Annotated in this window: 21 protein-coding genes and 1 pseudogene; 14 read left to right on the top strand and 8 right to left on the bottom strand. The window is 68.3% G+C overall.

Going from position 1 to position 23,115, the window contains the following annotated elements; translation table 11 throughout:
- Positions 1-70 precede the first annotated feature (70 nt).
- The 4 genes from qcrB to ctaE all read right to left on the bottom strand — a co-directional run bounded on the left by qcrB (position 71) and on the right by ctaE (position 4,595).
- Positions 71-1,783 carry a cytochrome bc1 complex cytochrome b subunit gene (gene qcrB, locus AC5Y4H_RS20575; protein WP_499984485.1) on the bottom strand — a complete coding sequence of 571 codons (1,713 nt, stop codon included), beginning with the start codon at positions 1,781-1,783 and terminating at the stop codon, positions 71-73.
- Positions 1,780-3,003, bottom strand: coding sequence for a cytochrome bc1 complex Rieske iron-sulfur subunit (gene qcrA / locus AC5Y4H_RS20570; RefSeq protein ID WP_499984484.1), 1,224 nt, complete (start codon positions 3,001-3,003; stop codon positions 1,780-1,782). The genes qcrB and qcrA overlap by 4 nt, the downstream gene beginning before the upstream one ends.
- Positions 3,004-3,085: 82 nt before the next feature.
- The gene (gene qcrC / locus AC5Y4H_RS20565) at positions 3,086-3,943 is read right to left on the bottom strand and encodes a cytochrome bc1 complex diheme cytochrome c subunit (RefSeq protein ID WP_499984483.1); all 858 of its coding nucleotides are present in this window, start codon (positions 3,941-3,943) and stop codon (positions 3,086-3,088) included.
- Positions 3,944-3,983: 40 nt separating this feature from the next.
- Positions 3,984-4,595 carry an aa3-type cytochrome oxidase subunit III gene (gene ctaE, locus AC5Y4H_RS20560; protein WP_082971318.1) on the bottom strand — a complete coding sequence of 204 codons (612 nt, stop codon included), beginning with the start codon at positions 4,593-4,595 and terminating at the stop codon, positions 3,984-3,986.
- A 139-nt stretch (positions 4,596-4,734) separates the two neighbouring features.
- Between ctaE and trpD the strand changes: the two genes are divergently transcribed.
- A complete protein-coding gene (gene trpD, locus AC5Y4H_RS20555) occupies positions 4,735-5,811 on the top strand; it encodes an anthranilate phosphoribosyltransferase (RefSeq protein ID WP_499984481.1) in 1,077 nt (358 codons plus the stop codon).
- On the opposite strand, the pseudogene AC5Y4H_RS20550 reads toward trpD, so the two are convergent.
- A pseudogene (locus AC5Y4H_RS20550) lies at positions 5,749-7,758 on the bottom strand (DEDD exonuclease domain-containing protein); the annotation flags it as partial. The gene trpD and the pseudogene AC5Y4H_RS20550 overlap by 63 nt on opposite strands.
- On the opposite strand from AC5Y4H_RS20550, the gene AC5Y4H_RS20545 reads away from it, so the two are divergent.
- From AC5Y4H_RS20545 to pimB, 4 genes are all read left to right on the top strand, one after another.
- Positions 7,730-7,984: a hypothetical protein gene (locus AC5Y4H_RS20545; RefSeq protein WP_499984479.1), complete on the top strand. Its 255-nt coding sequence runs from the start codon at positions 7,730-7,732 to the stop codon at positions 7,982-7,984. The pseudogene AC5Y4H_RS20550 and the gene AC5Y4H_RS20545 sit on opposite strands and share 29 nt — an antisense overlap.
- 179 nt (positions 7,985-8,163) lie before the next feature.
- Positions 8,164-9,312, top strand: a complete 1,149-nt coding sequence (ripC, locus tag AC5Y4H_RS20540; RefSeq protein ID WP_499984478.1) for a peptidoglycan hydrolase RipC — start codon at positions 8,164-8,166, stop codon at positions 9,310-9,312.
- A gap of 34 nt (positions 9,313-9,346) precedes the next feature.
- Complete coding sequence (locus AC5Y4H_RS20535; RefSeq protein WP_499984604.1) at positions 9,347-10,189, top strand: hypothetical protein; 843 nt, start codon at positions 9,347-9,349, stop codon at positions 10,187-10,189.
- A gap of 82 nt (positions 10,190-10,271) precedes the next feature.
- Positions 10,272-11,402 carry a GDP-mannose-dependent alpha-(1-6)-phosphatidylinositol monomannoside mannosyltransferase gene (pimB, locus tag AC5Y4H_RS20530; RefSeq protein WP_499984477.1) on the top strand — a complete coding sequence of 377 codons (1,131 nt, stop codon included), beginning with the start codon at positions 10,272-10,274 and terminating at the stop codon, positions 11,400-11,402.
- 28 nt (positions 11,403-11,430) lie between these two features.
- On the opposite strand, the gene AC5Y4H_RS20525 is transcribed toward pimB, so the two are convergent.
- Positions 11,431-13,233, bottom strand: a complete 1,803-nt coding sequence (locus AC5Y4H_RS20525) for an AMP-dependent synthetase/ligase (RefSeq protein ID WP_499984475.1) — start codon at positions 13,231-13,233, stop codon at positions 11,431-11,433.
- A 177-nt stretch (positions 13,234-13,410) separates the two neighbouring features.
- On the opposite strand from AC5Y4H_RS20525, the gene AC5Y4H_RS20520 reads away from it, so the two are divergent.
- From AC5Y4H_RS20520 to AC5Y4H_RS20495, 6 genes are all read left to right on the top strand, one after another.
- The gene (locus AC5Y4H_RS20520; RefSeq protein ID WP_499984474.1) at positions 13,411-13,800 is read left to right on the top strand and encodes a polyketide cyclase / dehydrase and lipid transport; all 390 of its coding nucleotides are present in this window, start codon (positions 13,411-13,413) and stop codon (positions 13,798-13,800) included.
- A 102-nt stretch (positions 13,801-13,902) separates the two neighbouring features.
- Complete coding sequence (locus AC5Y4H_RS20515; RefSeq protein WP_499984471.1) at positions 13,903-14,340, top strand: SRPBCC family protein; 438 nt, start codon at positions 13,903-13,905, stop codon at positions 14,338-14,340.
- Complete coding sequence (locus AC5Y4H_RS20510; RefSeq protein WP_499984601.1) at positions 14,333-15,604, top strand: ArsA family ATPase; 1,272 nt, start codon at positions 14,333-14,335, stop codon at positions 15,602-15,604. The genes AC5Y4H_RS20515 and AC5Y4H_RS20510 overlap by 8 nt, the downstream gene beginning before the upstream one ends.
- Complete coding sequence (locus tag AC5Y4H_RS20505) at positions 15,601-15,996, top strand: hypothetical protein (RefSeq protein ID WP_499984469.1); 396 nt, start codon at positions 15,601-15,603, stop codon at positions 15,994-15,996. Before AC5Y4H_RS20510 ends, AC5Y4H_RS20505 begins: the two co-directional genes overlap by 4 nt.
- Before the next feature lie 86 nt (positions 15,997-16,082).
- On the top strand, positions 16,083-16,811 hold the full coding sequence (locus tag AC5Y4H_RS20500; protein WP_499984468.1) for a lysophospholipid acyltransferase family protein: 729 nt from the start codon (positions 16,083-16,085) through the stop codon (positions 16,809-16,811).
- Positions 16,812-16,930: 119 nt separating this feature from the next.
- Positions 16,931-17,932 (top strand): IS481 family transposase, encoded by a 1,002-nt coding sequence (locus tag AC5Y4H_RS20495; protein WP_499984467.1) that lies wholly within the window; start codon positions 16,931-16,933, stop codon positions 17,930-17,932.
- Here the strand turns inward: AC5Y4H_RS20495 and AC5Y4H_RS20490 are convergent.
- Positions 17,929-19,209 carry a glycosyltransferase 87 family protein gene (locus AC5Y4H_RS20490; protein WP_499984465.1) on the bottom strand — a complete coding sequence of 427 codons (1,281 nt, stop codon included), beginning with the start codon at positions 19,207-19,209 and terminating at the stop codon, positions 17,929-17,931. The two genes, AC5Y4H_RS20495 and AC5Y4H_RS20490, sit on opposite strands and share 4 nt — an antisense overlap.
- An 88-nt stretch (positions 19,210-19,297) precedes the next feature.
- On the opposite strand from AC5Y4H_RS20490, the gene AC5Y4H_RS20485 reads away from it, so the two are divergent.
- The 3 genes from AC5Y4H_RS20485 (at position 19,298) to AC5Y4H_RS20475 (ending at position 22,233) form a co-directional block, all read left to right on the top strand.
- The gene (locus AC5Y4H_RS20485; protein WP_499984463.1) at positions 19,298-20,185 is read left to right on the top strand and encodes a hypothetical protein; all 888 of its coding nucleotides are present in this window, start codon (positions 19,298-19,300) and stop codon (positions 20,183-20,185) included.
- 78 nt (positions 20,186-20,263) lie between these two features.
- Positions 20,264-20,758 (top strand): polyadenylate-specific 3'-exoribonuclease AS, encoded by a 495-nt coding sequence (locus AC5Y4H_RS20480; protein ID WP_499984460.1) that lies wholly within the window; start codon positions 20,264-20,266, stop codon positions 20,756-20,758.
- A gap of 86 nt (positions 20,759-20,844) precedes the next feature.
- Entirely contained in the window at positions 20,845-22,233 is a 1,389-nt protein-coding gene (locus AC5Y4H_RS20475) for a class II 3-deoxy-7-phosphoheptulonate synthase (RefSeq protein ID WP_499984458.1), read from the top strand.
- A gap of 34 nt (positions 22,234-22,267) precedes the next feature.
- On the opposite strand, the gene AC5Y4H_RS20470 is transcribed toward AC5Y4H_RS20475, so the two are convergent.
- Positions 22,268-23,115 (bottom strand): protein kinase domain-containing protein (locus AC5Y4H_RS20470; RefSeq protein ID WP_499984456.1); only part of this gene is annotated, 848 nt, incomplete at its 5' end.

Genomic DNA, 23,115 nt, shown 5'->3' with positions numbered 1-23,115 from the left:
GCGACCCGGGTCGCCGATTGCCTGGCTCCTCCGGCGCCCCGTGTGCCGATGAGGAGCCCGGCTGTCCCGGCTAGTGCTCGCCGCCCTCGCCGTTTGTCGAACCATTCGTCGAACCGTTCGTCGAACCGTTGAGGCCGTCCTGATGTTCGCGCAGTGCGGTCAGGGCACGCTGTTCAGAGCCGTGCGCCGCCTCCCGCAACGCCGCATCCTCGGACAGCGGGTCGGCGCGCAGGAAGCTGCCGCTGCCCGGAGATCCGCCCGAGCCCAGCTTGTTCATCTTCTTGGGCAGAGCCGCGCCCTGGTACGCCAGCGGCAACGGGTGGCCGTGGTCGTCGACCGGGCCCAACGGCTGGTGCAACTCGATGTAGGCACCGTGCGGCAGCCGCTTGATGATGCCCGTCTCGATACCGTGCTCGAGCACCGCGCGGTCGCTGCGCTGCAGGCCGATGCACCACCGGTAGGCGATGAAGTAGACGACCGGCGGAACGATCACCATGCCGATGCGCCCAATCCACGTCGTCGCGTTCAGCGAGATGTCGAACTTGTACGCGATGATGTCGTTCATCGCGGCCAGCGTCAGCAACATGTAGAACGCGATCGCCATGGCGCCGATCGACGTGCGCACCGGCACGTCGCGCGGCCGCTGCAGCAGGTTGTGGTGCGCGTAGTCACCGCTGAACCGCTTCTCCAGGAAGGGGTAGATCATCAGCAGGACGAAGATCGCGCCCATGATCAACGCCACCCAGACGGCAGCGGGGACGGTGTGGTGCCAGAAGTAGAACTCCCACGGCGGCCAGATACGCGCCAGGCCCTCGGTCCACATCATGTAGAAGTCGGGCTGCGAACCGGCCGAGACGTGAGAAGGCTTGTAGGGGCCCAGGTTCCAGATCGGGTTGATCTGCAGCAGGCCACCCATCAGGCCGAGCACGCCGACGATCGCGGCGAAGAACGCACCCGATTTGACGGCGAACACCGGCATCACTCGCACGCCGACCACGTTGTGCTCGGTGCGGCCGGGCCCGGGGAACTGAGTGTGCTTCTGGAACCACACCATGGCCAGGTGCAGCCCGATCAGCGCCAGGATGATGCCGGGCAGCAGCAGGATGTGCAGGGCATACATCCGCGGGATGATGTAACCCGCTGTGGCGCATTCGTTTCCGACTCCACCGCAGGGGAAGTCACCGCCGAACAGCGCCCAGTGCAGCCAGGTGCCGATCACCGGCATGCCCAACGTGATCGAGGACAGCGCGGCGCGCAACCCGATGCCCGACAGCAGGTCGTCGGGCAGGGAGTAACCGAAGTAACCCTCGAACATGGCCAGGATCAGCAGCAGCGAGCCGATGACCCAGTTGGCCTCACGTGGCCGCCGGAAGGCGCCGGTGAAGAAGATGCGGGCCAGGTGCACCATGATGGACGCGGCGAAAATCAGTGCGGCCCAGTGGTGTACCTGTCGGACGAACAGGCCGCCGCGCACCTCGAAGGAGATGTCGAGCGTCGATGCGAAGGCCTTCGACATGTCCACGCCGCGCAGCGGCTGATAGGCGCCGTTGTAGGTGATCTCACCCATGGATGGGTCGAAGAACAGCGTCAGGTACACACCGGTGAGCAACAACACGATGAAGCTGTACATCGCGATCTCACCCAAGAGGAACGACCAGTGGGTGGGGAACACCTTGTTGAGCTGTCTGCGAACCGCAGCCGACGGGTGGTAGCGCGTGTCGATGTCCTCGCCCTGACGGGCCAGGACATCGCCGATCTTCGGGGGGCTGAATTTCGGACTCATGTTGTCGTCCTCTCCCAGAATGCCGGTCCGACGGGCTCGGCGAAGTCACCGTTGGCGACCAGATACCCGTTGGTGTCGATGGTGATCGGCAGTTGCGCCAACGCACGTGCGGCCGGCCCGAAAATCGGCTTGGCGAAGTGCAGCGCGTCGAACTGCGACTGGTGACATGGGCACAAGATCCGGTAGGACTGCTCCTCGTACAGGGATGCGGGGCAACCCAGGTGCGAGCAGACCTTGGTGTAGGCGAAGAACTCGCCGAAGTTGAAGCTTTCCTGGCCCTGCCGCTTGACCACGCGGTCCATGTCGGTGGGCCGAACGCGGATGAGCATCACCGGGTTTCGCACGCCCTGGTTGATGGCCCGCAGCTTTTCCTGCGATTCGGGGGTGGTGCCGTCGCCGTCGGACTCCCGCCACGGGAAGACGGTTTCCATGCCGCCCGCGTCGAGGTCTTCGGGGCGCATCTTGACGAACGGCGAGGTGGACGCGGAGCCGGTGGCGCGTGCCAGATAGATCGTCTCGCCGTGGTAGCGCGGGGTCCACCCGGAAGTGAACAGCACGGCCTTCTTGCCGTCGGCGGTCGGCACCACCGGCTTCCACGGGTTCTTGATCAACCCGCCAGCAAACGCGACAAGGGTGGACAGACCGAACGCGCCCAGGCCCATTCCCAGCGACAGCCCGATCAGCTTGCGCCGCCCGACCGTCGAACCCCCGTACGCGTCGGCCAGGTTCGCCACCACCGTCTTGCGGTCGAGGTCGCGCGAGGCGCCGTCATGGCGATCTTGGATCGAAATCTCTTCCGGGATAAAGCGTTTCTGATACAGGATGACACCGATCCCGATCGACAGGATCGCCATCCCGAACGTCAGCCCGTACAGCGGAGTGGCCAGGTCGTAGAGGAAGCTTCCGGCCTCCTCCTTGGGCTTGTACTCCCACGGCCAGAACAAGAAGATCAGCAGCAGCGCGAGCCCGAAGAAGCCGCCCAGCAAAAGCCAGAGCGCGACGCCACGCTCGGCGCGCTTTTCGGCCCTGGTGCCCTCGATCGGCCAACGGGGTTCCTTGAACACCGTCTCGACGCCGTCCAGCTTGCCGCCCAGCGCCACCAGTTCCTGCTGCGACATGGCGGCCAGTGCCGCGTCGTCGGGCTCCCGCTGGCCGACGCCGTGCGAGCTCCCGCCGGTGTCAGAGCCGCGACCGGCTCCCTGATCCAAGGCGTCGCTCATTTTGCGCCGCTCCTTCTCATCGCTTCGGCCCCCTCGCCCCTGCGCGGCTGGGGGGACCCCGACTGCATCGTCGCGGCGCGGCTCATGCTCGTGCCCCAATCCACAGTGCCAGCCCGATGGCGGCGACCATTCCGATGATCCAGGCGGCCATACCCTCGGGTGCCGGCCCGAATCCGCCCAGGCCGTAGCCGCCCGGCTGGCGCTCCTCGGTCACCGCCTTGATGTAGCCGATGATGTCCTTCTTAGCCTCGAAAGACAGCTGACGGTCGGAGAACTTCGGCATGTTCTGCGGGCCCGTCCGCATGGCCGCCAGGATCTGCTGCTCGTTGGCGGGCTCCAGATCCGGCGCGTACTTACCCGAGGACAGCGCCCCGCCCTTGCCGGTGAAGTTGTGGCACGACGAGCAGTTCAGCCGAAACAGGTCGCCGCCGCGGCCGAGGTCCTGGCCGCGCAGCGAGCGCATCGCCAGGCTGCCGTCCGGGTTGCGCACCGTGGTGGGACCGCCGCCGTTGGCCTGAACGTAGGCGCCCAGCGCGTCGACCTGACCCTCGTCGAAGATCGGTTCCTTGCGCGGCGCCTGGGCCTCACCGGTCATCGCCGGCATCCGGCCGGTCGACACCTGGAAGTAGACGGCTTCCTCGCCGACGCCGATCAGGCTCGGCCCGCGGTCGGGAACACCCTGCAGGTTGGCGCCGTGGCAGGACACGCACGACGTGTCGAACAGCTGCTTGCCGGTGCGCAGGAGCGCCGAGTTCGACTCGTCGGCGACGGCCACCTGCGGCCGCGGCGTCAGGATGGCGGCCAAACCGCCGGCGATGGTCAGCGCGATCAGCAACAGCAGGCCGCCGGACAGCCGGCGACGCAGCCGCCGTCGCGAACGGTCACGCTGCCCCTGTGGCGGCTTGGCCGATCCGGATCGGGTAGATCCCAGTTTCTTCAACCGAGCACTCCTGTTCATTCTTTTATTCGGAGCCGCTTGCTCATCGGATGAAATAGATCACGGCGAACAGCGCGATCCAGACGATGTCGACGAAATGCCAGTAGTAAGAGACGACGATGCTGGCCGTAGCCTGCGCCGGCGTGAACTTGCTCATCGCGGTGCGGGCCAGCAGGAAGATGAAGGCGATCAGACCGCCGGTGACGTGCAGGCCGTGGAATCCGGTCGCCAGATAGAACACGCTGCCGTAGGCGCTCCCGGGAATGGTGGTCCCGTGCGACATCAGGTGGTAGTACTCGTACCCCTGACCGCAAACGAAGAACAGCCCCATCAGGAAGGTCAGCACGTACCAGCGGCGCAGCCCGAACACGTCGCCGCGCTCGGCCGCGAACACCCCCATCTGGCACGTGAACGACGACGCGATCAGCACCAATGTCACTGGGACGGCCTGGTACAGGTTCAGCTCGGTCGGCGGCGGCGGCCACTTCCCGCCCGATTGGGCGCGGGCGGTGAAGTACATCGCGAAGAGGCCAGCAAAGAACATCAGCTCGCTGGAAAGCCAAACGATGGTGCCGACGCTGACCATGTTGGGCCGGTTCAGCGAATGCACCCGCGACGTAATTGCAGTCCCCGAAGTAGCGGCAGCGCTGGTCACATCCGCAAGTATGACGCTTTGTAGTTGTTGAACTCCACCCGGGGCGGCATTTGATGTCTCGCGCGTCGCCCCGGCGCGCGCAGGTGTCGGCCGGCGGCGACGGTTGGGGCTGGTGTGGTCCGCGTGGGACCATCGGCGCGTGGCTTTGTCATCTGAGGCGTCCGGCGCGTCCGCAACCTCGTGGCCGCGGGTCCTGTCTCGTCTGACCGGCGGTCAGGACCTGACGCGCGGGCAGGCCGCCTGGGCCATGGACCAGATCATGGCCGGCCACGCCAGCCCCGCTCAGATCGCGGCCTTCGCGGTGGCGATGCAGGTGAAGATTCCCACCTCGGCCGAAGTCATCGAGCTGGCCGAGGTGATGCTCAACCACGCGCTGCCGATGCCGGCCGACGCCATCCGTGACGACACGGTCGACATCGTGGGCACCGGTGGCGACGGCGTCAACACCGTGAACCTGTCCACGATGGCGGCCATCGTGGCCGCGGCCGCCGGTGTGCCGGTGGTCAAACACGGCAATCGCGCGGCCTCGTCGCTGTCCGGCGGCGCCGACACGCTCGAGGCGCTCGGCATCCGGATCGACCTCGGGCCCGAAGAGGTGGCACGCAGCCTCGCCGAGGTCGGCATCGGGTTCTGCTTCGCGCCGCTGTTCCACCCGTCCTACCGGCACACCTCCGCGGTGCGCCGCGAGCTCGGGGTGCCGACGGTGTTCAATCTCCTTGGGCCGCTTACCAACCCGGCGAGGCCGCGGGCCGGATTGATCGGCTGCGCGTTCGAAGACCTCTCCGAGGTGATGGCGGGCGTGTTCGCCGCCCGCCGGTCCAGTGTGCTGGTGGTGCACGGCGACGACGGGCTCGACGAGCTGACGACCACCACCACCAGCACGATCTGGCGGGTGCAGGCCGGCACGGTGGACAGACTGTCCTTCGACCCGGCCGGATTCGGTTTTCCCAGAGCCGATCTCGACGACCTGCTGGGCGGCGACGCGCAGGCCAACGCGGCCGAGGTGCGAGCGGTGCTGGCCGGCAGCAAGGGCCCGGTGCGCGACGCCGTCGTCCTCAATGCCGCGGGTGCGATCGTCGCCCACGCCGGGTTATCCAGCCGCGCTGAATGGTTGCCGGCGTGGGAGGACGGGCTGGCCCGGGCCTGCAAGGCCGTCGATTCCGGTGCGGCCGAACAACTGCTCGCGCGATGGGTGCGGTTCGGCCAGCAGGTCTGATTCCCGGAGGGCCTGCTCGCTGGCCAGTCGCGCGGAGCGCGCCGACGCGGCCCACGCCGACCAGGCTCCGGCCGACCGCAGCGGGGAAACCCAGCCGTCCTCGGCAACCCGAACGATGCGCGCTCCGGCCGTCGTCAGCCAGCGCATGATGAGCGCGGTCTCCTCGACCAGCGCGCCGCCCAGGGGAGCGGGTGTGAGCAAAATCGCTTGTGCGCCAGCAACGATCGCGTCGATGACCGGCATCGGCGGCACCCCCCGCCGGGCGAGGCCCGCCGCGGCGAGCTGGCCGTGGCGGATGACGGCCAGGTGGTAACCACCCTGCCCGTCGGGTGCGGCGGCGACGAGCTCGGGCAACGCGGCCAGGGCGCGCAGCCGCTGACCGCGCCACAGCGTCTCGATAGCGGTGACGGTGCGGTCGCGCAGTCGCGCGGCGCTCTCGAAGTGATGCCGCTCGGCGAGTGCGCTCACCTGATCCACGGCCGCGGTCAGCGCTGTGTTGTCCACGCCGTCGATCAACGCCGCGACCCGCGCCACGGCGGCCGCGTACTGGATGGCGGTGACGTCGCGCGCGGCCGGGCACGGCGACACCTCCGCCTCGGCACACAGCGGCCCGTGCAGCGCCGAGCGCCCCAGCCGGTTGGTGCAGGTTCGTAACCCGGTGAACCGGGCCAGCAGGGCGGCCGTGTCGGCGGCGTCGGCGCGGGCCCGGAAAGGACCGACGGCGCGGCCGTGCCGCGGCGCCCGCACCACCGCCAGGCGGGGGAATGCCTCCTCGGTCAGCGCCACCCACCACCATCGGTGCGGGAACTTCGACCGCCGGTTGTACGGCGGGGCGTGGGCGGCCAGCAGCCGCAGTTCGCGCACGCCGGCCTCCAGCGCGTGGGCGCATTCGACGTGGTCGACCGAGCCGGCCAGCGCGACCATCTCCTTCATGCGGCCCCGGGGGTCGGCGCCGCTGAAGTACTGATTGACCCTTCGTCGCAGGTCGACGGCGGTGCCGATGTAGAGGACCTCGCCCGCCGGCCCGCGGAACAGGTACACGCCGGGCCGGCGCGGCAGGCCCTCGGCGAGCACCCGCTTGCGGCGCTGGGTGGGCGTCACGTCCGGCAGGTAGGCGCGCAGGTCGGCGTAGGTGTGCACGCCCTGGTTGCCCACTCGCTCGATGAGGGCGTGCAGCACGTCGACGGTGGCACGCGCGTCGTCGAGGGCACGGTGGGTGGGTTGGGTGGCCACGGCGAACAGCCGCGCCAGGGAGGCCAGCCGCACGCTGGGGGCTTCCTCGCGGCTGAGCACCCGGCGGGCCAGCCGGACCGTGCACAACACCTGCGGCCGCGGCCAGGCGATATCGCATTGCTGCGCGGCGGCACGCAGGAAGCCTGCGTCGAACCCGGCATTGTGGGCGACCAGCACGGCTCCTCGGTCGAACCCGGCGAATTCCAAGAACATCGGCAGCACCGCGTCGATAGTCGGTGCGTCGGTAACCATCGCGGTGGTGATGCCCGTCAGCTGCACGATCTGTGGCGGGATGCTGCGCTGTGGGTCCACCAGCGTGGCGAACTCGCCGAGCACCGCGCCGCCACGCACCTTGACCGCCCCGATTTCGGTGATCGCGTCGGGAACGGTTCCGCCGGTGCTCTTGGTGCGCCCGCCGGTGGTCTCCAGGTCGACCACGACGAACGTCGTTTCGCGCAGCGACAGTTCGTCCGGCGTGAACGGCGACCCCACGTCGGCGAAGCTCAGCTGAGTCGCACCCCTGGAAGCCACGGCGGTGACGTTAAGGCTGACGACCGACACCCGCCCGGCTCCCACGCCGGGCGCGCGGCCGGAATCCGGGAAGGGATACGTGTCGGTGCCCACGGTTACCGTTCGGGCAGTGCGGCGTGATGTTCGCCGAAGCCAGAGCGAGAGGACCGATCCGATGGCACCGAGAACTGAACCTGACGACATCGGGATGACACCGCCGGAGCCGGGGACGCCCGTGGTGATCGACTGCGACGAGTGCGCCGTGCGCGGCCCCGGCTGCCGCGACTGCGTCGTCAGCGTGATACTCGGGGTCCCGGATACTTTATTGCAGGATGAACGGGCGGCTCTGGAGGTTCTTGCCGAGGTCGGCCTGGCGCCGCGACTTCGCCTGGTCCCAATTCGTCGGGATCGAGGATCTGGTGTAGCCTAATCAGCTTGTCCCACAAAGGTCCTCGCGCCACGCGAAACAAATCACATAGAAATGACAGAATTCTTTCTAATTTCTTAACCGCTCGCTTTGGACAAACGCCGATATCGTTTCGTAACCTGTTTGAGACCTAAACCAGTCCGACGACCAAATCCGTCGATGGCCGTTTAAGGAAGCAAATCTTGAGGCTTGACTCTAGGTACCCGGTTGCGCGTGTCCTCACACGTTCGGCCATAGGGACACTAGCTGGCTTCGCGATCTTCTCCGGTGTCATGACCGCCCCCGCGTGGGCCGACCCGGCCGAAGACGCTACGGCAAAGCTTCACGAGCTGTCCCGTCAGGCCGAGCAGACCACCGAGGCCATGCACAGCGCCCAGCTCGACCTGAACGACAAGCTGGCCGCGCAGCGCGCCGCGGACAAGAAGCACACCGACGACCAGGCCGCGGTCGATGCGGCCAAGGCGCACCTGTCGTCGTATCAGGCTTCGGTGAACAAGCTGGCCGCCGCGACCTACATGGGTGGCCACGTCGACGGCATGGAGGCCATCCTGACCGCGGGCTCGCCGCAGGGCCTGATCGACAAGCTGGCCGTGCAGCGGGTGATGGCCACCCAGATGGCCAGCCAAATGAAGAATTACCAGATCGCCGGGGAACAGGCCGCTAAGGCCGAGCGGGAGTCGGCCAAGTCGGCCGCTGACGCCAAGAGCGCGGCCGAACAGGCCGCCGCCGTCCGCGCGAGTCTGCAGTCCAAGCAGAGCCAGCTGCAGGTGCAGATCGCGGTCGTCAAGTCCCAGTACCTTTCTCTCACTGCGGATCAGCGCACCGCGCTGGCCAACCCCGGCCCGGCCGCGCCCGCCCCGGGCGCCCCGGCGCCCGAAGCGGCGCCCCCGGGCGCACCGCCCGGCCAGGCGCCGGGTGAGGCTCCGCCCGCCGGCGGGATACCCGGAATGCCCGGCATGGCTCCCGGCGGCGGTGTGGGCGGCGGCGACCGCGCCACCGTCGTGCAGGCCGCGCTGACCCAGGTCGGTTCGCCCTACGTCTGGGGCGGCTCCGCGCCCGGCGGATTCGACTGCTCCGGCCTGGTGATGTGGGCATTCCAGCAGGCGGGCATCTCGTTGCCGCACTCCAGCCAGGCGTTGGCGCACGGCGGCCAGCCCGTCTCGCTGGGCGAGCTGCAGCCCGGTGACGTGCTGACCTTCTACTCCGACGCCTCGCACACCGGCATCTACATCGGTGACGGCATGATGATCCATTCCTCCACCTATGGCGTGCCGGTCCGGGTGGCGCCAATGAGCGCCGGCGGCCCGATCTACGACGCTCGCCGTTACTAGACGATCCCGACCGCGACGCCGGCGGCTCCCGGTACTGCTGGCCTGGGTATTCGTTGTCGAATTGCTGGTGGCCGCGGCCGTGCCGTTCGACGCCGCGCGCGAGAGCCGGATACGGCCGGCCCAGCTGGTGATGCCCGCCCGCAGCCAGGCCAGTGGGTCGACGAAGTCGATCACAGTCGGCGACCGCACGGTGCGGCTGCTGGGCCTCGGCGGGCCCGCCAGTGACCGGTTGCTGGCCCGGGTCACCGCGAACATCGGCGCGGCGATCACCGCGGTGGAGTCGTTCTGGGGTGTCGACTGGACCCGCGAGATCTCCGTGGTTGCGGCCGCGACGGACGAGGAGTTCCGGGCCGCGGCCGGTGGGGGACCGGCGTCCCAGTGGGCCGATATCGCGGCCGTGACGGTCGTCGACCGCGTCGATCCCGTCCGCCGGGCTGCAGTCGGCCAGCGGATCGTGTTCGCGCCCGGCGCCGCCGGAATGAGCACGGCATCGTTGCGAATCGTGTTGGCCCACGAGCTTTTTCACTACGCCGCCCGCACCGACACCGTCGCGGATGCGCCCCGCTGGCTCACCGAAGGGGTGGCCGACTTCGTCGGCCGCCCACCCACGCCGGTGCCTGCCGACAGCTTGCTGCCCATGGCGCTGCCAACCGACAGCGACCTGGACGAGCCGGGGGCGCAGCGCTCGCTGGCTTACGACCGTGCCTGGTGGTTCGCGCGATTCGTCGCCGACGCCTACGGGCCGGCCAAGTTGCGTGACCTGTACCTGGCCACCTGCGGCATCCGTCACGCCGACGTGGCCGCCGCCAGCCAAGACGTGCTCGGCACCAGCCCGGCGGCCCTGCTCACGGGCTGGCAACAGTGGCTGACCCACTAGCGCCGGTCAGCCCGGTGCACGGCCCCGGCCCAGCTCGGACCGTGTGCGCGGGCCGCGTGATCGCCACGCTAGCCTGACGCACGTGAGTCGGGTCCTGCTGGTAACCAACGACTTTCCGCCCCGACCGGGCGGCATCCAGTCGTACCTCGGCGAGTTCGTCGGCCGGCTGGTCGACGCCGGGTCGCACGCGGTGACGGTGTACGCGCCGCAATGGAAGGGCGCCGAGGCTTACGACGCGGCCGCCAAATATCGGGTGGTGCGCCACCCAGGCACGCTGATGCTGCCGGTCCCGGCGGTCGATACCCGGATGCGGCGGCTGATCGCCGAGGAGGGCATCGACACCGTCTGGTTCGGCGCGGCCGCGCCGCTGGCGCTGCTGGCCCAGCGTGCCCGCGGGGCCGGCGCGAGCCGGGTGCTGGCCAGCACGCACGGCCACGAGGTCGGCTGGTCGATGCTTCCGGTCGCGCGCTCGGTGCTGCGCCGCATCGGCGACGACACCGACGTCGTCACCTTCGTCAGCCGCTACACGCGTTCCCGGTTCGCGCCGGCCTTCGGCCCCAAGGCTTCGCTGGAACATCTGCCGCCCGGGGTGGACATCGACCGGTTCCGGCCCGATCCGGCGGGCCGCGCGCGGCTGCGTGACCGCTACGGGCTGGGGGAGCGGCCCACCGTGGTGTGCGTGTCCCGGCTGGTGCCGCGCAAAGGCCAAGACATGCTCATCAAGGCCCTGCCGTCAATCCGGCGACGCGTCGAGGGCGCCGTCCTGGTCATCGTCGGCGGCGGCCCGTACGCGGATTCGCTGCGCGCACTGGCCCGCGAGTGCGGGGTGGCCGACGACGTGACCTTCACCGGCGGCGTACCGGCCGCCGAGCTGCCCACGCATCACGCGTTGGCGGACGTGTTCGCGATGCCCTGCCGCACCCGCGGCGCCGGGCTCGACGTCGAAGGGCTGGGCATCGTGTTCCTCGAGGCGTCGGCGACCGGCGTGCCGGTGATCGCCGGAAAATCGGGTGGAGCGCCAGAAACGGTGCGGCACAACAAGACCGGGCTGGTCGTGGACGGCCGCGCGGTAGACGAGATCGCGGACGCCATCACCGAGTTGCTGACCGATCGCGACCGGGCCGCCGCGATGGGCGCTGCCGGGCGCGACTGGGTGACGGCCCAATGGCGCTGGGACACCCTGGCGGAACGGTTGGGTACGCTGCTCGGCTGACTGCCATGCCCGGCTCGACGCGGGCCGGCTAGTCCTTCTCGTAGATGGCCTCGATGTCGGAGGCGAACTTCTCGGCCACCACGTTGCGCTTGACCTTCATCGTCGGCGTCAGCTCACCGGTGTCCTCGGTGAAATCGACGGGCAGGATGCGGAACTTGCGAATCGACTCCGCGTGCGACACCGCCTGATTGGCGTCCTTGATCGCCGCGTCCACCTCGGCGACCAGGTCGGGATCGGTGGTCAGATCGCTCACCGACGCGCCGGCCCCCTTCTGGTTGCGCTGCTTCCAGCCGTCGAACGCTTCCGGGTCGATGGTGATCAACGCGCCGATGAACGGCTTGTTGTCCCCGACGACCATCGCCTGGCTGATCAACGGATGCGCCCGCAGCCGGTCTTCCAGGACGGCCGGCGCGACATTCTTGCCGCCGGCCGTCACGATGATTTCCTTCTTGCGGCCGGTGATCTTCAAGAAGCCGTCTTCGTCGAGCACGCCCAGATCGCCGGTCCTGAACCAGCCGTCGGTGAAGGCATCTTCGGTGGCCTGCTCGTTGCGCCAGTAGCCGGTGAACACCACGCCGCCGCGCACCAACAGCTCCCCGTCGTCGGCGATGCGCATGCTGTTGCCGGGCACCAACGTTCCGACGGTGCCGATCTTGACGTTGCCGACCTGGTTGACGGTGATCGCCGAGCTGGTCTCGGTCAGGCCGTAACCCTCGTGGATGGTCAGGCCCACGCCGCGGTAGAAGTGCCCCAGCCGCGAGCCCAGCGGCGCACCGCCGGAGACGGCCGCGTGGCAGTCGCCGCCCAGCGCGGCGCGCAGCTTGTTGTACACCAGCCGGTCGAACAACGCGTGCTTGGCGCGCAGCGCGAGCCCGCGGCGGCCGCGGTCCTGCGCCTCGCTCCAGTCGACGGCGGTCTGCACGGCCGTCGCGAAGATGCGGCCCTTGCCGTCGTTGGAGGCGTTCTGCTCGGCGGTGTTGTAGACCTTCTCGAAGACTCGCGGCACCGACACCACCACGGTCGGCTTGAACACCGCGAACAGCGGCACCAGGTTCTTGATGTCGCTAGTGAAGCCGACGGTGACCTTATTGGCGAACGCGGACAACGTCAGTGAGCGCGCCAGCACGTGCGCCAGCGGCAGGAAGACCAGCAGCCGCTGTCCCTCGTCCAGCAGCGTCGGCAGGCTCTCCTTGGCGCCGCGGGTCTCGTACAGCAGATTCGAGTGTGTCAGTTGACAGCCCTTGGGTCGCCCGGTGGTGCCCGAGGTGTAAATGAGCGTCGCCGGGTCCTCGGCCCGCAGTGCCTCGAGGCGCGCGGTCAGCTCGGCCGGCTCCACCGATGCGCCGGCCTCCACCAGCTGGTCGAGTGCCTTGGGACCCGAACCGTCGATGTGCAGCACCCGGCGCAGTGCGGGCAGTTCGGCGGTCAGCTCGGTCACCATCGCCGCGTGCTCGTCCGTCTCGGCGAACGCCAGCACCGCCTCGGAGTCCTGCAACACCCAGCGCACCTGCTCGGCCGACGACGTCTCGTAGATCGGCACGGTCACCGCGCCCACCGACAGGATCGCCAGGTCGAGGATCGCCCATTCGTAGCGGGTGGCCGAGAAGATGGACACCCGGTCGCCGGCCTGCACGCCCAGCGAAATCAAACCGAGTGCGGCGGAGCGGATCTGATCCGCCGCCTCGCGGCAGGTGACGTCGGCCCACTCATCGTCGACTTGACGCTGGTAGATGACGAAGTTGGGGTCATCGCGCTCGTGCTCGAAGACCATCGCCGCTATGTTGTCGTTCTCGCCGACGGAAAAGCGGGCGGGGACGCTGTACTCACGCACTCTTATGACCTCGATTGACCTCGTGAAGATTTCCCGGGAGCCGGGTTGTTCGTTGACCAGCCTAATCCGCCCGTTGACCCAGCACGGACAGAGTGGTGAAGGCCGGACCCGCGATTGCCCGCCGTGACGTCGGCAGCGCCCTCGGCGCGCCGTGCGCCGGTGTGTGAAGCTGTGCTCATGAACAGCATCCAGATCGCGGATGAGACGTTTGTCGCCGCCGACGGCGCACGGGTCGGGGCCGCGGTCGCCGATCAGTCGAGCTGGCGCCGCTGGTGGCCGGACCTGCGGTTGCAGGTCGTCGAGGATCGCGGGGACAAAGGCATCCGGTGGACGGTCGCCGGCGCGCTGACCGGCACCATGGAGATCTGGCTGGAGCCGTCGCTGGACGGCGTCGTGCTGCACTACTTCTTACATGCCGAGCCGACCGGGGTGGCGGCCTGGCAGCTGGCCAAGATGAATTTGCCGAAGATGACGCACCGCCGTCGGGTGGCGGGCAAGAAAATGGCCTTCGAGGTCAAAGCAACACTGGAACGGTCACGCCCGGTCGGAGTTTCTCCGGTAGTTTAGCCGGGTCGGGTCCGCGCAGAGAGTACCGTGTCGGACCGAGACCCGAGGGGTCCCCCACATCGGAGGGGTCGACCCGTTCGCGGGAGAGAGGGCAATAACCAGGTGGCGGAGAAGACGACGCAAACCATCTATATCGAAGCCGACCCGGGCACCGTCATGCAGGTGATCGCGGATATCGATTCCTACCCGCAGTGGATCTCGGAGTACAAGGAAGCCGAGGTTCAGGAGAAGGATGCCGACGGCTACCCCAAAGTTGCGCGGATCGTTATGGACGCCACGGTGATCAAGGACACGATGGTGATGTCCTATACGTGGCCCAAAGATCGCCAATCGGTGAGCTGGACGCTGGTGTCGAGCTCGCTGCTGCGTTCCCTTGAGGGCTCATATCGGTTGGCGGCCAAAGGATCTGGCACCGAAGTCACCTACGAACTGTCCGTCGACCTGGCCATGCCGATGATCGGCCTGCTCAAGCGCAAGGCCGAGCGCCGGTTGACCGACACCGCGCTGAAGGATCTCAAGAAACGAGTCGAGGCTGAGTGAGTCCGCTGCGCCTGCCCCGGCCCGGATCAGCCTTTTCGTCGGCAAAGGCGGGGTAGGAAAATCCACCCTGGCTTGCGCCACCGCCGTCGGCGCCGCGAGCGCCGGGCAGCGAGTGCTTGTGGTCTCCACCGACCAGGCGCACTCGCTGGGTGACGTCCTGGGCGTCGCCGTCCCGCCGAACCAGGGCGAACCGGTGCGCGTGCTTGCCGACCTGGAAACCGGGCAAGCTCAGGCCGGTGGCGGGTTCCTCGACGCACTGGCGTTGGACACGCTGGCCCTGCTCGAGGCCCGGTGGCATGACGCTGTCGCCACGCTGGATCGGCGCTTTCCCGACTCCGAACTGAGTACGATTGCGCCCGAGGAACTTTCGGCCCTACCGGGTGTTCAGGAAGTGCTCGGTCTGCACACCGTCGGCGAACTGGCCCGCTCCGGACGATGGGACCGCGTGGTGGTCGACTGCGCGTCGACCGCCGATGCCCTGCGGATGTTGACGCTGCCCGCCACCTTCGGGCTGTATGTCGAGCGGGCCTGGCCGCGGCATCGCCGGCTGTCCGTCAGCGCCGACGATGCCCGGTCGGCGGCGGTGGCCGAACTGCTGGAGCGGATCAGCTCGCATATGGAATCGCTCAGCACGTTGCTCACCGACGGCGATCTGGTCAGCGCGCACCTGGTGCTGACCCCCGAGCGGGTGGTCGCCGCCGAGGCGGCCCGGACGCTGGGCTCACTGGCCCTGATGGGGGTGCGCGTCGAAGAGCTGATCGTGAACCAGGTTCTGTTGCAAGACGACTCATACGAGTACCGCAACCTGCCCGAGCACCCGGCCTTCTACTGGTATACCGAGCGCATCGTCGAGCAGCAGGGTGTGCTCGACGAACTCGACTCCACCATCGGTGAGGTGGCGCTGGTGATGACCCCGCACCTGTCCGGCGAACCGATCGGCGCCAAGGCGCTGAGCGGGCTGCTCGACGCCGCCCGGCGGCGAGGCGGTGCCGCCCCACCCGGCCCGCTGCGGCCCACCGTGGACCTCGAGTCCGGGACGGGGCTGGGGTCCATCTACCGGATGCGGCTGGCGTTGCCACAACTCGATCCGTCGGCCCTGACGTTGGGCCGCGTCGATGACGATCTGATCATCAGTGCCGGGGGATTGCGGCGCCGGGTTAGGTTGGCATCAGTACTTCGGCGGTGCACCGTACTGGACGCACATCTGCGGGGTAGCGAGCTGACGGTGCGATTTCGACCAGATCCGGAGGTGTGGCCGAAGTGAGTGGGGCTCATTCCGACATCGGTCCGGAACTGCGCAGGCTTGCCCAGACGATCCTGGACGGCATTGACCCGGCGGTGCGCGCGGCGGCGGCGCTGACGGCCGGCGCGGGCCCGAATGGTAAAGGCACCGGCAAGTGTCAGCAGATCTGGTGCCCGGTGTGCGCGTTGGCCGCGTTGGCAACCGGCGACCAGCACCCGCTGCTCACCGCGATCGCCGACCACAGCGTCGCCCTGCTCGAGGTGGTCCGCGACATCGTCAACGACATCGACCGGTCCGCCAAGCCGACGCCGGAACCGCCGGACGGTGCGCCCGGCGGCGGACCCGCCCCGCCGGGCGACGCCAAAGATTCGCGGACCCGTTATCAGCCCATCCCGGTGACGCTCGAGGAGTGAGCGGGCTGCGTCGCAGGTGGTCCCCGCCGAGGGGGATGGGTACAGTTGGCGCAGAACATCAGCGCCTACAGCCGAGAGGGAGGGCCATGTGGTACTGGCTATTCAAGTACGTGCTCCTCGGCCCGCTGCTGTCGCTGCTTGGGCGGCCGAAAGTTGAGGGCTTAGAACATGTTCCGAGTTCCGGTCCGGCAATTCTGGCCAGCAACCACTTGGCGGTGATGGACAGCTTCTACCTTCCGCTGGTGGTGCGGCGCCGAATCACGTTCCTGGCCAAGGCGGAGTATTTCACCGGCACCGGTTTGAAGGGCTGGTTCCAGCGCTGGTTCTTCACCGCCGTCGGCCAGGTGCCGATCGATCGCACCGACGCCGACAGCGCCCAGGCCGCGCTGAACACCGCCCAGCAGGTGCTGAGCCAGGGCAAGTTGCTGGGCATGTACCCCGAGGGAACGCGCTCGCCGGACGGGCGGCTGTACAAGGGCAAGACGGGGCTGGCGCGGTTGGCCCTCGAGACCGGTGTGCCGGTGATCCCGGTCGCGATGATCGGCACCAACGTCGTCAACCCGCCGGGGACGAACATGCTGCGGTTCGGCCGGGTCACCGTCCGGTTCGGCAAGCCGATGGACTTCTCCCGGTTCGACGGGCTGGCCGGCAACCGCTTCATCGAGCGGGCCGTGACCGACGAGGTGATCTACGAGTTGATGGGGCTGTCCGGCCAGGAGTACGTCGACATCTATGCGGCGAGCCTGAAAAAGGACGGTAGCGGCGGCGCGGCCAACGGCGAGGCGGTGCGGATTCCCGAGACCGCCGCGGGTTAGCTGTTGCGGGTCATGACGTTGTAGACGCCGACACGGTCGGGATGTGAGGAGGACGGGTCCTTCGTCGGCAGGATGAGAAACGCCAATCACTCGTCCACGCACTTGAAGCAACCCGTCCCATGACTCACGGTAATGCCCCGTTGTCTGTTGAAGGTCGCAAGCGGCTGGTGCAGCGTTGTCAATCGCGTCCCATCGCCCATATCGCTGCTGAGATGGGGATCTCGCGGGCGTGTGCTTCCAAGTGGGTCAATCGGTTCCGGCAGTTCGGTGAGCTGGGCCTACACGATCGTTCATCGGCGCCGAGGCGCCAGCCCACGGCCACCCCGCCCGAGGTCATAACTGTGATTGAGGCGATGCGCCGGGACCGCAAGTGGTCTGCGACGCGGATCGCCTTCGAACTGAATGCGGGCGGCATCGTGATCAGCCGCCGCACCGTGAGCCGGCAGCTGGTGGTGCTGGGTTTGCATCGGCGCAGGTTCCTTGACCCCAGCGGGGATCTGAACCGGGTACCGCAACGCATCATCGCCCGCCACCCCGGACACATGGTGCACGTCGACATCAAGAAGGTCGGCCGCATCCCCGATGGTGGCGGGTGGCGAGTGCACGGCAAGGGCAGCGTCCAGGCCAAAGCCGTGGCGGTGGCCACCGCAGCAGGAACGCGAGCCGGCTATGTGTATCTGCATTCTGCAGTCGATGGCTACTCCCGGTTGACTTATACAGAAGCGCTTAGTGATGAAAAGGCCATCACCGCAATCGGATTCATGCACCGGGCCCGGGTCTGGTTCGCTGCGCACGGGATCGACCGCATCCAACGGATCGTCACCGATAACGGCTCTTGCTACCGCGCGAAGGACTTCGTCCACGTCCTGCACGGGGCCCGGCATCAACGCATCACGCCCTACACCCCACGCCACAACGGCAAGGTGGAGAGATATCACCGCATCCTGGCCGAAGAGTTCCTCTACGCCCGCACCTGGACCTCAGAAGCCCAGCGCGCCGAAGCGCTCAAGGTCTGGAACATCCACTTCAACTACCATCGACCACACTCTGCCGCCGACGGCCAGCCACCAGCATCACGACTCACCACCGGCGTCACCAACGTGGTGACCTCCTACAGTTAGCCGGCGGCGGTAACCGGCGTCAACTGCTGCGGTGCCGCATCCCGCGCGACCCCGCGGGCGGTGACGGTGATTCCGACCGTGACGATGACCGCGAGCGCCCACCACACGTAGGACATTCCCGCCAGCTGACGCCACCAGGCGGCGCTGGCCTCGTGATGCTTGGGCATCAGGTCGATCGGCGACCAGCGCATGAGCGCCACCCCGATGGCGCTGATGGCCATCAGCGCCGCGTTGCGGCGACGCCAGCCCACGATCCCGGTCACCAGCACCGTCGGCAGCACCCAGACCCAGTGGTGCGACCAGGAGACCGGCGACACCACCAACCCGAACAGCGCGACGCACACCAGCGCGAGCGTGGGCTCGTCGGCGCGCAGCGCCCGCCGCATCGCCCAGACCGTCATCGCGAGCACCAGCAGTGATGCGGCCACCCAGAGCAGAAACCGGTCCTGCTCTCCGAGCCCCAGCCGGGCCAGGGCGCCGGCGACGTTCTGGTCGGTGTTCAACGACGCCGAACCGATCCGGTCCGTGTGGTGCACAGTGTGCGTCCAGTACTCCCACGAGTCGTTCCAGGCCAGGACGAAACCGAGCAGCGTCGCCCCCGCAAATGACGCCAGCGCGGTCAGCGCGGCGCGGTTGTCACGTCGCAGCAGGAAATAGAGCAAGAACACCGCCGGGGTCAGCTTCAACGCCATGCCCGCGCCCAGCAGCAAACCGCGCGGCCACGGCGTGCGCCGTGGCAGACAGTCGGCGATCACCAGCGTCATCAACACGACGTTGATCTGGCCGAAGGCAAAGTTCGAGCTGATCGGTTCCAGCCAGACCGACGCGGCCGCCGCGGCGACGATGGCCAGCCACAACCTGCGCAGCCAGGCCGGGCCGGGCAGGGCCCTCGAGGCGCTCCAGACGTCCAGGCGGGCCAGCACCAGCACGGTCGACACGACCAGCAGCACCAGCGTCAAAGCGGTGATCGCGACGCTGGCGGTGGGCATGTGCATCCATGCGAACGGGCAGAACACGATGGCCGCCAGCGGCGGATAGGTGAAGGGCAGATCCACGATCGGTGTGTGGAACAGCGCATCCCCGCGGTACAACGGGTGGCCGTCCATCCAGGCCCGCGCGCCCATCTGATAGACGTCGATATCGATGCGATAGGGCGTGTGCCCGAACAGCTGCCACGCCGCATAGCCCAGCCCCGCCGCGGCCACCAGCCAAGCCAGCGACCACCACAGCACCCACCCGGGTCGATTGCCCACGCCGGGCCCCTGCCGTGTACTCATGTCGCACAACAGCGTAATGGGTGCGCGGGTCCCGACCCGCCTGGAGCAGCGCGTCCCACGGCGCGGGCGCGGACAGGCGTAGGTTTCAATGGTGCTCCATTCGTTCGTGGCCGAGGTGACCCGATGGTTCGCACATGACGTTCACGACAGTGGCCATCTGCCACTGCTGTGCTGCCTGGTCGCCTTCATCCTGACGTTTTTCGTCACGCGCACGTTCGTGCGTTTCATCCGCCACCGCGCCGCCAACGGCCGCCCCACCCGCTGGTGGCACCCGCGCAACGTCCACGTCGGGGGAGTGCACATCCACCACGTCACCTTCGGGGTGGTGCTGACGCTGCTGTCGGGCTTGATGCTGGTCACGTTGTCAATTGACGGTCATGAGCCCGAGTTCATCGTTGCCGCAACGCTTTTCGGAATCGGGGCCGCTTTGGTCCTGGACGAGTACGCGCTGATCCTGCACCTGTCCGACGTCTACTGGTCCGAGGACGGCCGCACCTCGGTGGACGCGGTGTTCGCCGCGGTGGCCGTCGCCGGGCTGTTGATCATGGGACTGCACCCGCTGATGTTCTTCCTGCCGATCTGGCACGGCGTCGACTCGGCGGCGCTGCGGGCCGTGGTGGGCAGCGCGATGGCCTTGACGCTGCCGCTGGCGGTCGTGGTGGTGCTCAAGGGCAAGGTGTGGACCGGCCTGCTGGGCATGTTCCTGGTCATCCTGCTGGTCATCGGCGCAATCCGATTGTCGCGTCCGCACGCCCCATGGGCCCGCTGGCGGTACTCCACGCGGCCGGACAAGATGCGTCGCGCGCTGCAACGCGAGCGGACGCTGCGCCGCCCGGTAGTGCGGGCCAAGCTGTACCTGCAGTGCGCGATCGCCGGCACACCGCGGTTGCCCGACGAACGCACCGTCGACGCCACGCTCGACCACGAGGTACACCCCGCGCCCGCGCCCACCGGGCCCATCCTGATCAGCCGATAGTCCGCCGCTGGAGCCGGTGGCCCGTCGTGTCCGATCGCGCCGTCCCGGCGCTCGCCGTCGCCGGTCTAGGCTTCCCCGGTGCGGTATTTCTACGACACCGAATTCATCGAGGACGGCCGCACCATCGAGCTGATCTCGATCGGGGTGGCCGCCGAAGACGGCCGTGAGTACTACGCGGTGTCCACGGAATTCGACCCCGAGCGCGCCGGCCCCTGGGTGCGTGCCAACGTGCTGCCCAAGCTGCCGCCGCCGGCGTCGCAGCTGTGGCGCTCCCGTCGGCAGATCCGGGAAGACCTGGAGGCCTTTTTCGGCCTGAATTCGCCCACGGCGGCCCGTGAGCCGATCGAGCTGTGGGCGTGGGTGGCGGCCTACGACCACGTGGCCCTGTGCCAGTTGTGGGGGACCATGCCGGAGTTGCCGCGGGACATCCCCCGATTCACCCGGGAACTGCGACAGCTATGGGAAGACCGGGGCAGCCCCCGCATGCCGCCGCGGCCGTCGGATGCGCACGACGCGCTGGTCGACGCCCGCGATCAGCTCCGCAGATACCGGCTCATCACGTCCGGGGATTGAGACCGCGGGCCGAACGCGCCCGCCGAGTCGCGTTCGCGCAGATCAGCCCTGACCGGGGGCATCCGCGCCCCCGCTAAGATGAACCGATGAACTGGACCGTCGACATACCGATCGATCAGCTGCCGCCGCTGCCGCCGCTGCCGACCGATCTGCGGGCCCGGTTGGATGCCGCGCTGGCCAAACCGGCCGCCCAGCAACCCAGCTGGCCTGCCGACCAGGCGACGGCTATGCGTACGGTGCTGGAGAGCGTGCCCCCGGTGACGGTGCCGTCGGAGATCGTCCGGTTGCAAGAGCAGCTGGCCCAGGTGGCGCGGGGTGAGGCGTTCCTGCTGCAGGGCGGCGACTGCGCGGAGACGTTCACGGAGAACACCGAACCCCACATTCGCGGCAACGTACGAACCCTGCTGCAGATGGCGGTGGTGCTGACCTACGGCTCGAGCCTGCCGGTGGTCAAAGTGGCCCGCATCGCGGGGCAGTACGCCAAGCCGCGGTCTGCAGACATCGACGCGCTCGGGTTGAAGTCTTATCGCGGCGACATGATCAACGGCTTCGCCCCGGACGCCGCCGTGCGCGAGCACGACCCGTCCCGCTTGGTGCGCGCCTACGCCAACGCCAGCGCGGCGATGAACCTGGTTCGCGCGCTGACGTCTTCGGGATTGGCTTCGCTGCACCTGGTGCACGATTGGAACCGGGAGTTCGTCCGGACCTCCCCGGCCGGCGCGCGGTACGAGGCGCTGGCCACCGAGATCGATCGCGGCCTGCGCTTCATGAGCGCCTGCGGGGTGGCCGACCGCAACCTGCAGACCGCTGAGATCTACGCCAGCCACGAGGCTTTGGTGCTGGACTACGAGCGGTCCATGCTGCGCCTGTCGGAAAGCGACAGCGGCGAACCGCAGCTGTACGACTTGTCGGCGCACACCGTGTGGATCGGCGAGCGGACCCGCCAGCTCGACGGCGCCCACGTCGCCTTCGCCGAGGTGATCGCCAACCCGATCGGCGTCAAGATCGGCCCGACGATCACCCCCGAACTGGCCGTTGAATACGTCGAGCGGCTCGATCCGCACAACAAGCCCGGCCGGCTGACCCTGGTGAGCCGGATGGGCAACAACAAGGTTCGCGATCTGCTGCCCCCGATCGTGGAGAAAGTCCAGGCCACCGGTCACCAGGTGATCTGGCAGTGCGACCCGATGCATGGCAACACCCACGAGTCGTCCAACGGCTACAAGACGCGCCACTTCGACCGCATCGTCGACGAGGTGCAGGGATTCTTCGAGGTGCACCGAGCGCTGGGCACCCACCCCGGCGGCATCCACGTCGAGATTACCGGCGAGAACGTCACCGAGTGTCTGGGTGGGGCGCAAGACATCTCGGACACCGACTTGGTTGGCCGTTACGAAACCGCCTGTGACCCAAGGCTGAACACGCAGCAGTCACTGGAGCTGGCGTTCCTCGTCGCCGAGATGCTGCGCGACTGACTTCCTCCGGCGGTGTTCGCCGGGCCCTGCCCGGCTACAGCAGTCCGTTGAGGTTGCTCCCGATGGTCCAGGCCGCGGCGGCGGCCAGCCCGGTGATCGCCAGCACCAGCGCCACCCAGACCAGCACCATGCGGCGGCCGTGCTGGCGCGCCCAGACGAATTCGCTGATCGGGATGCCCGCGAATTCGCCTGAGACAGGCTCGTATTCGTAGTCATCCTCGGGCTCGTCGTCTGTCGGCGGGCGTTCCGGCTCCGGCCAATCCTCGGGGCCCCGGGTCATCCGGCGGGTGGGTTGACGTACCGGCGCCGGGCCGGTCGGTCCGGGTTGCCGCGCAGCGTCCGGCCGTGGGGCGGTCCGGCTCCGCTGCAGCGCCGCCGACCGGTGTTGTGCGGAGTTTTGTGGCGCCGGCACCCGAAAGTAGGGCAGCGCAAGCTCTTCGGCGATAGCCTCGAGGTCGGCGCGCATCTCGGTCGCGTCGGCATACCGCTCGGCCGGGTCGCGGGCCGTCGCGCGCTCCACGAATTCGTCGAACTGCGCGGGCACGCCGTCAATGGCCGCGCTGGGCGGCGGCACGTCGGTGTCCAGCCGCTGGTAGGCAAGCGACAGCGGCGAATCGCCGGTGAACGGCGTGCGCCCGGTCAGCAGCTCATAGGTCATGATCCCCGCGGAGTAGACGTCGCTGCGCGGGCTGGCTTGATTGGGTGGGGGGCCGTCGCGCACCTGCTCGGGCGACAGGTAGGCCGCGGTGCCCAAAATCACGCTGGTAGAGGTGATTCCGGCCGCCGCGACGGCCCGGACCAGGCCGAAGTCGGCGATCTTCACCTCGCCGTCGTCCGAAATCAGCACGTTCTCGGGCTTGACGTCGCGATGCACCAGGCCGG

Source organism: Mycobacterium sp. NGS58 (genome assembly GCF_059812385.1).
The sequence above is the reverse complement of the archived record's forward strand: the minus strand, read 5'-3'. Positions and strand labels throughout refer to the sequence as shown.

What these genes read in the sequence shown, in the direction of transcription:
- qcrB (WP_499984485.1), bottom strand. Translation starts at nt 1,783, where the DNA reads ATGAGTCCGAAATTCAGCCCCCCGAAGATCGGCGATGTCCTGGCCCGT.
- qcrA (WP_499984484.1), bottom strand. Translation starts at nt 3,003, where the DNA reads ATGAGCGACGCCTTGGATCAGGGAGCCGGTCGCGGCTCTGACACCGGC.
- AC5Y4H_RS20545 (WP_499984479.1), top strand. Translation starts at nt 7,730, where the DNA reads ATGGCACCGAGAACTGAACCTGACGACATCGGGATGACACCGCCGGAG.
- AC5Y4H_RS20520 (WP_499984474.1), top strand. Translation starts at nt 13,411, where the DNA reads ATGAACAGCATCCAGATCGCGGATGAGACGTTTGTCGCCGCCGACGGC.
- AC5Y4H_RS20500 (WP_499984468.1), top strand. Translation starts at nt 16,083, where the DNA reads ATGTGGTACTGGCTATTCAAGTACGTGCTCCTCGGCCCGCTGCTGTCG.
- AC5Y4H_RS20495 (WP_499984467.1), top strand. Translation starts at nt 16,931, where the DNA reads ATGACTCACGGTAATGCCCCGTTGTCTGTTGAAGGTCGCAAGCGGCTG.
- AC5Y4H_RS20490 (WP_499984465.1), bottom strand. Translation starts at nt 19,209, where the DNA reads ATGAGTACACGGCAGGGGCCCGGCGTGGGCAATCGACCCGGGTGGGTG.
- AC5Y4H_RS20485 (WP_499984463.1), top strand. Translation starts at nt 19,298, where the DNA reads ATGGTGCTCCATTCGTTCGTGGCCGAGGTGACCCGATGGTTCGCACAT.
- AC5Y4H_RS20475 (WP_499984458.1), top strand. Translation starts at nt 20,845, where the DNA reads ATGAACTGGACCGTCGACATACCGATCGATCAGCTGCCGCCGCTGCCG.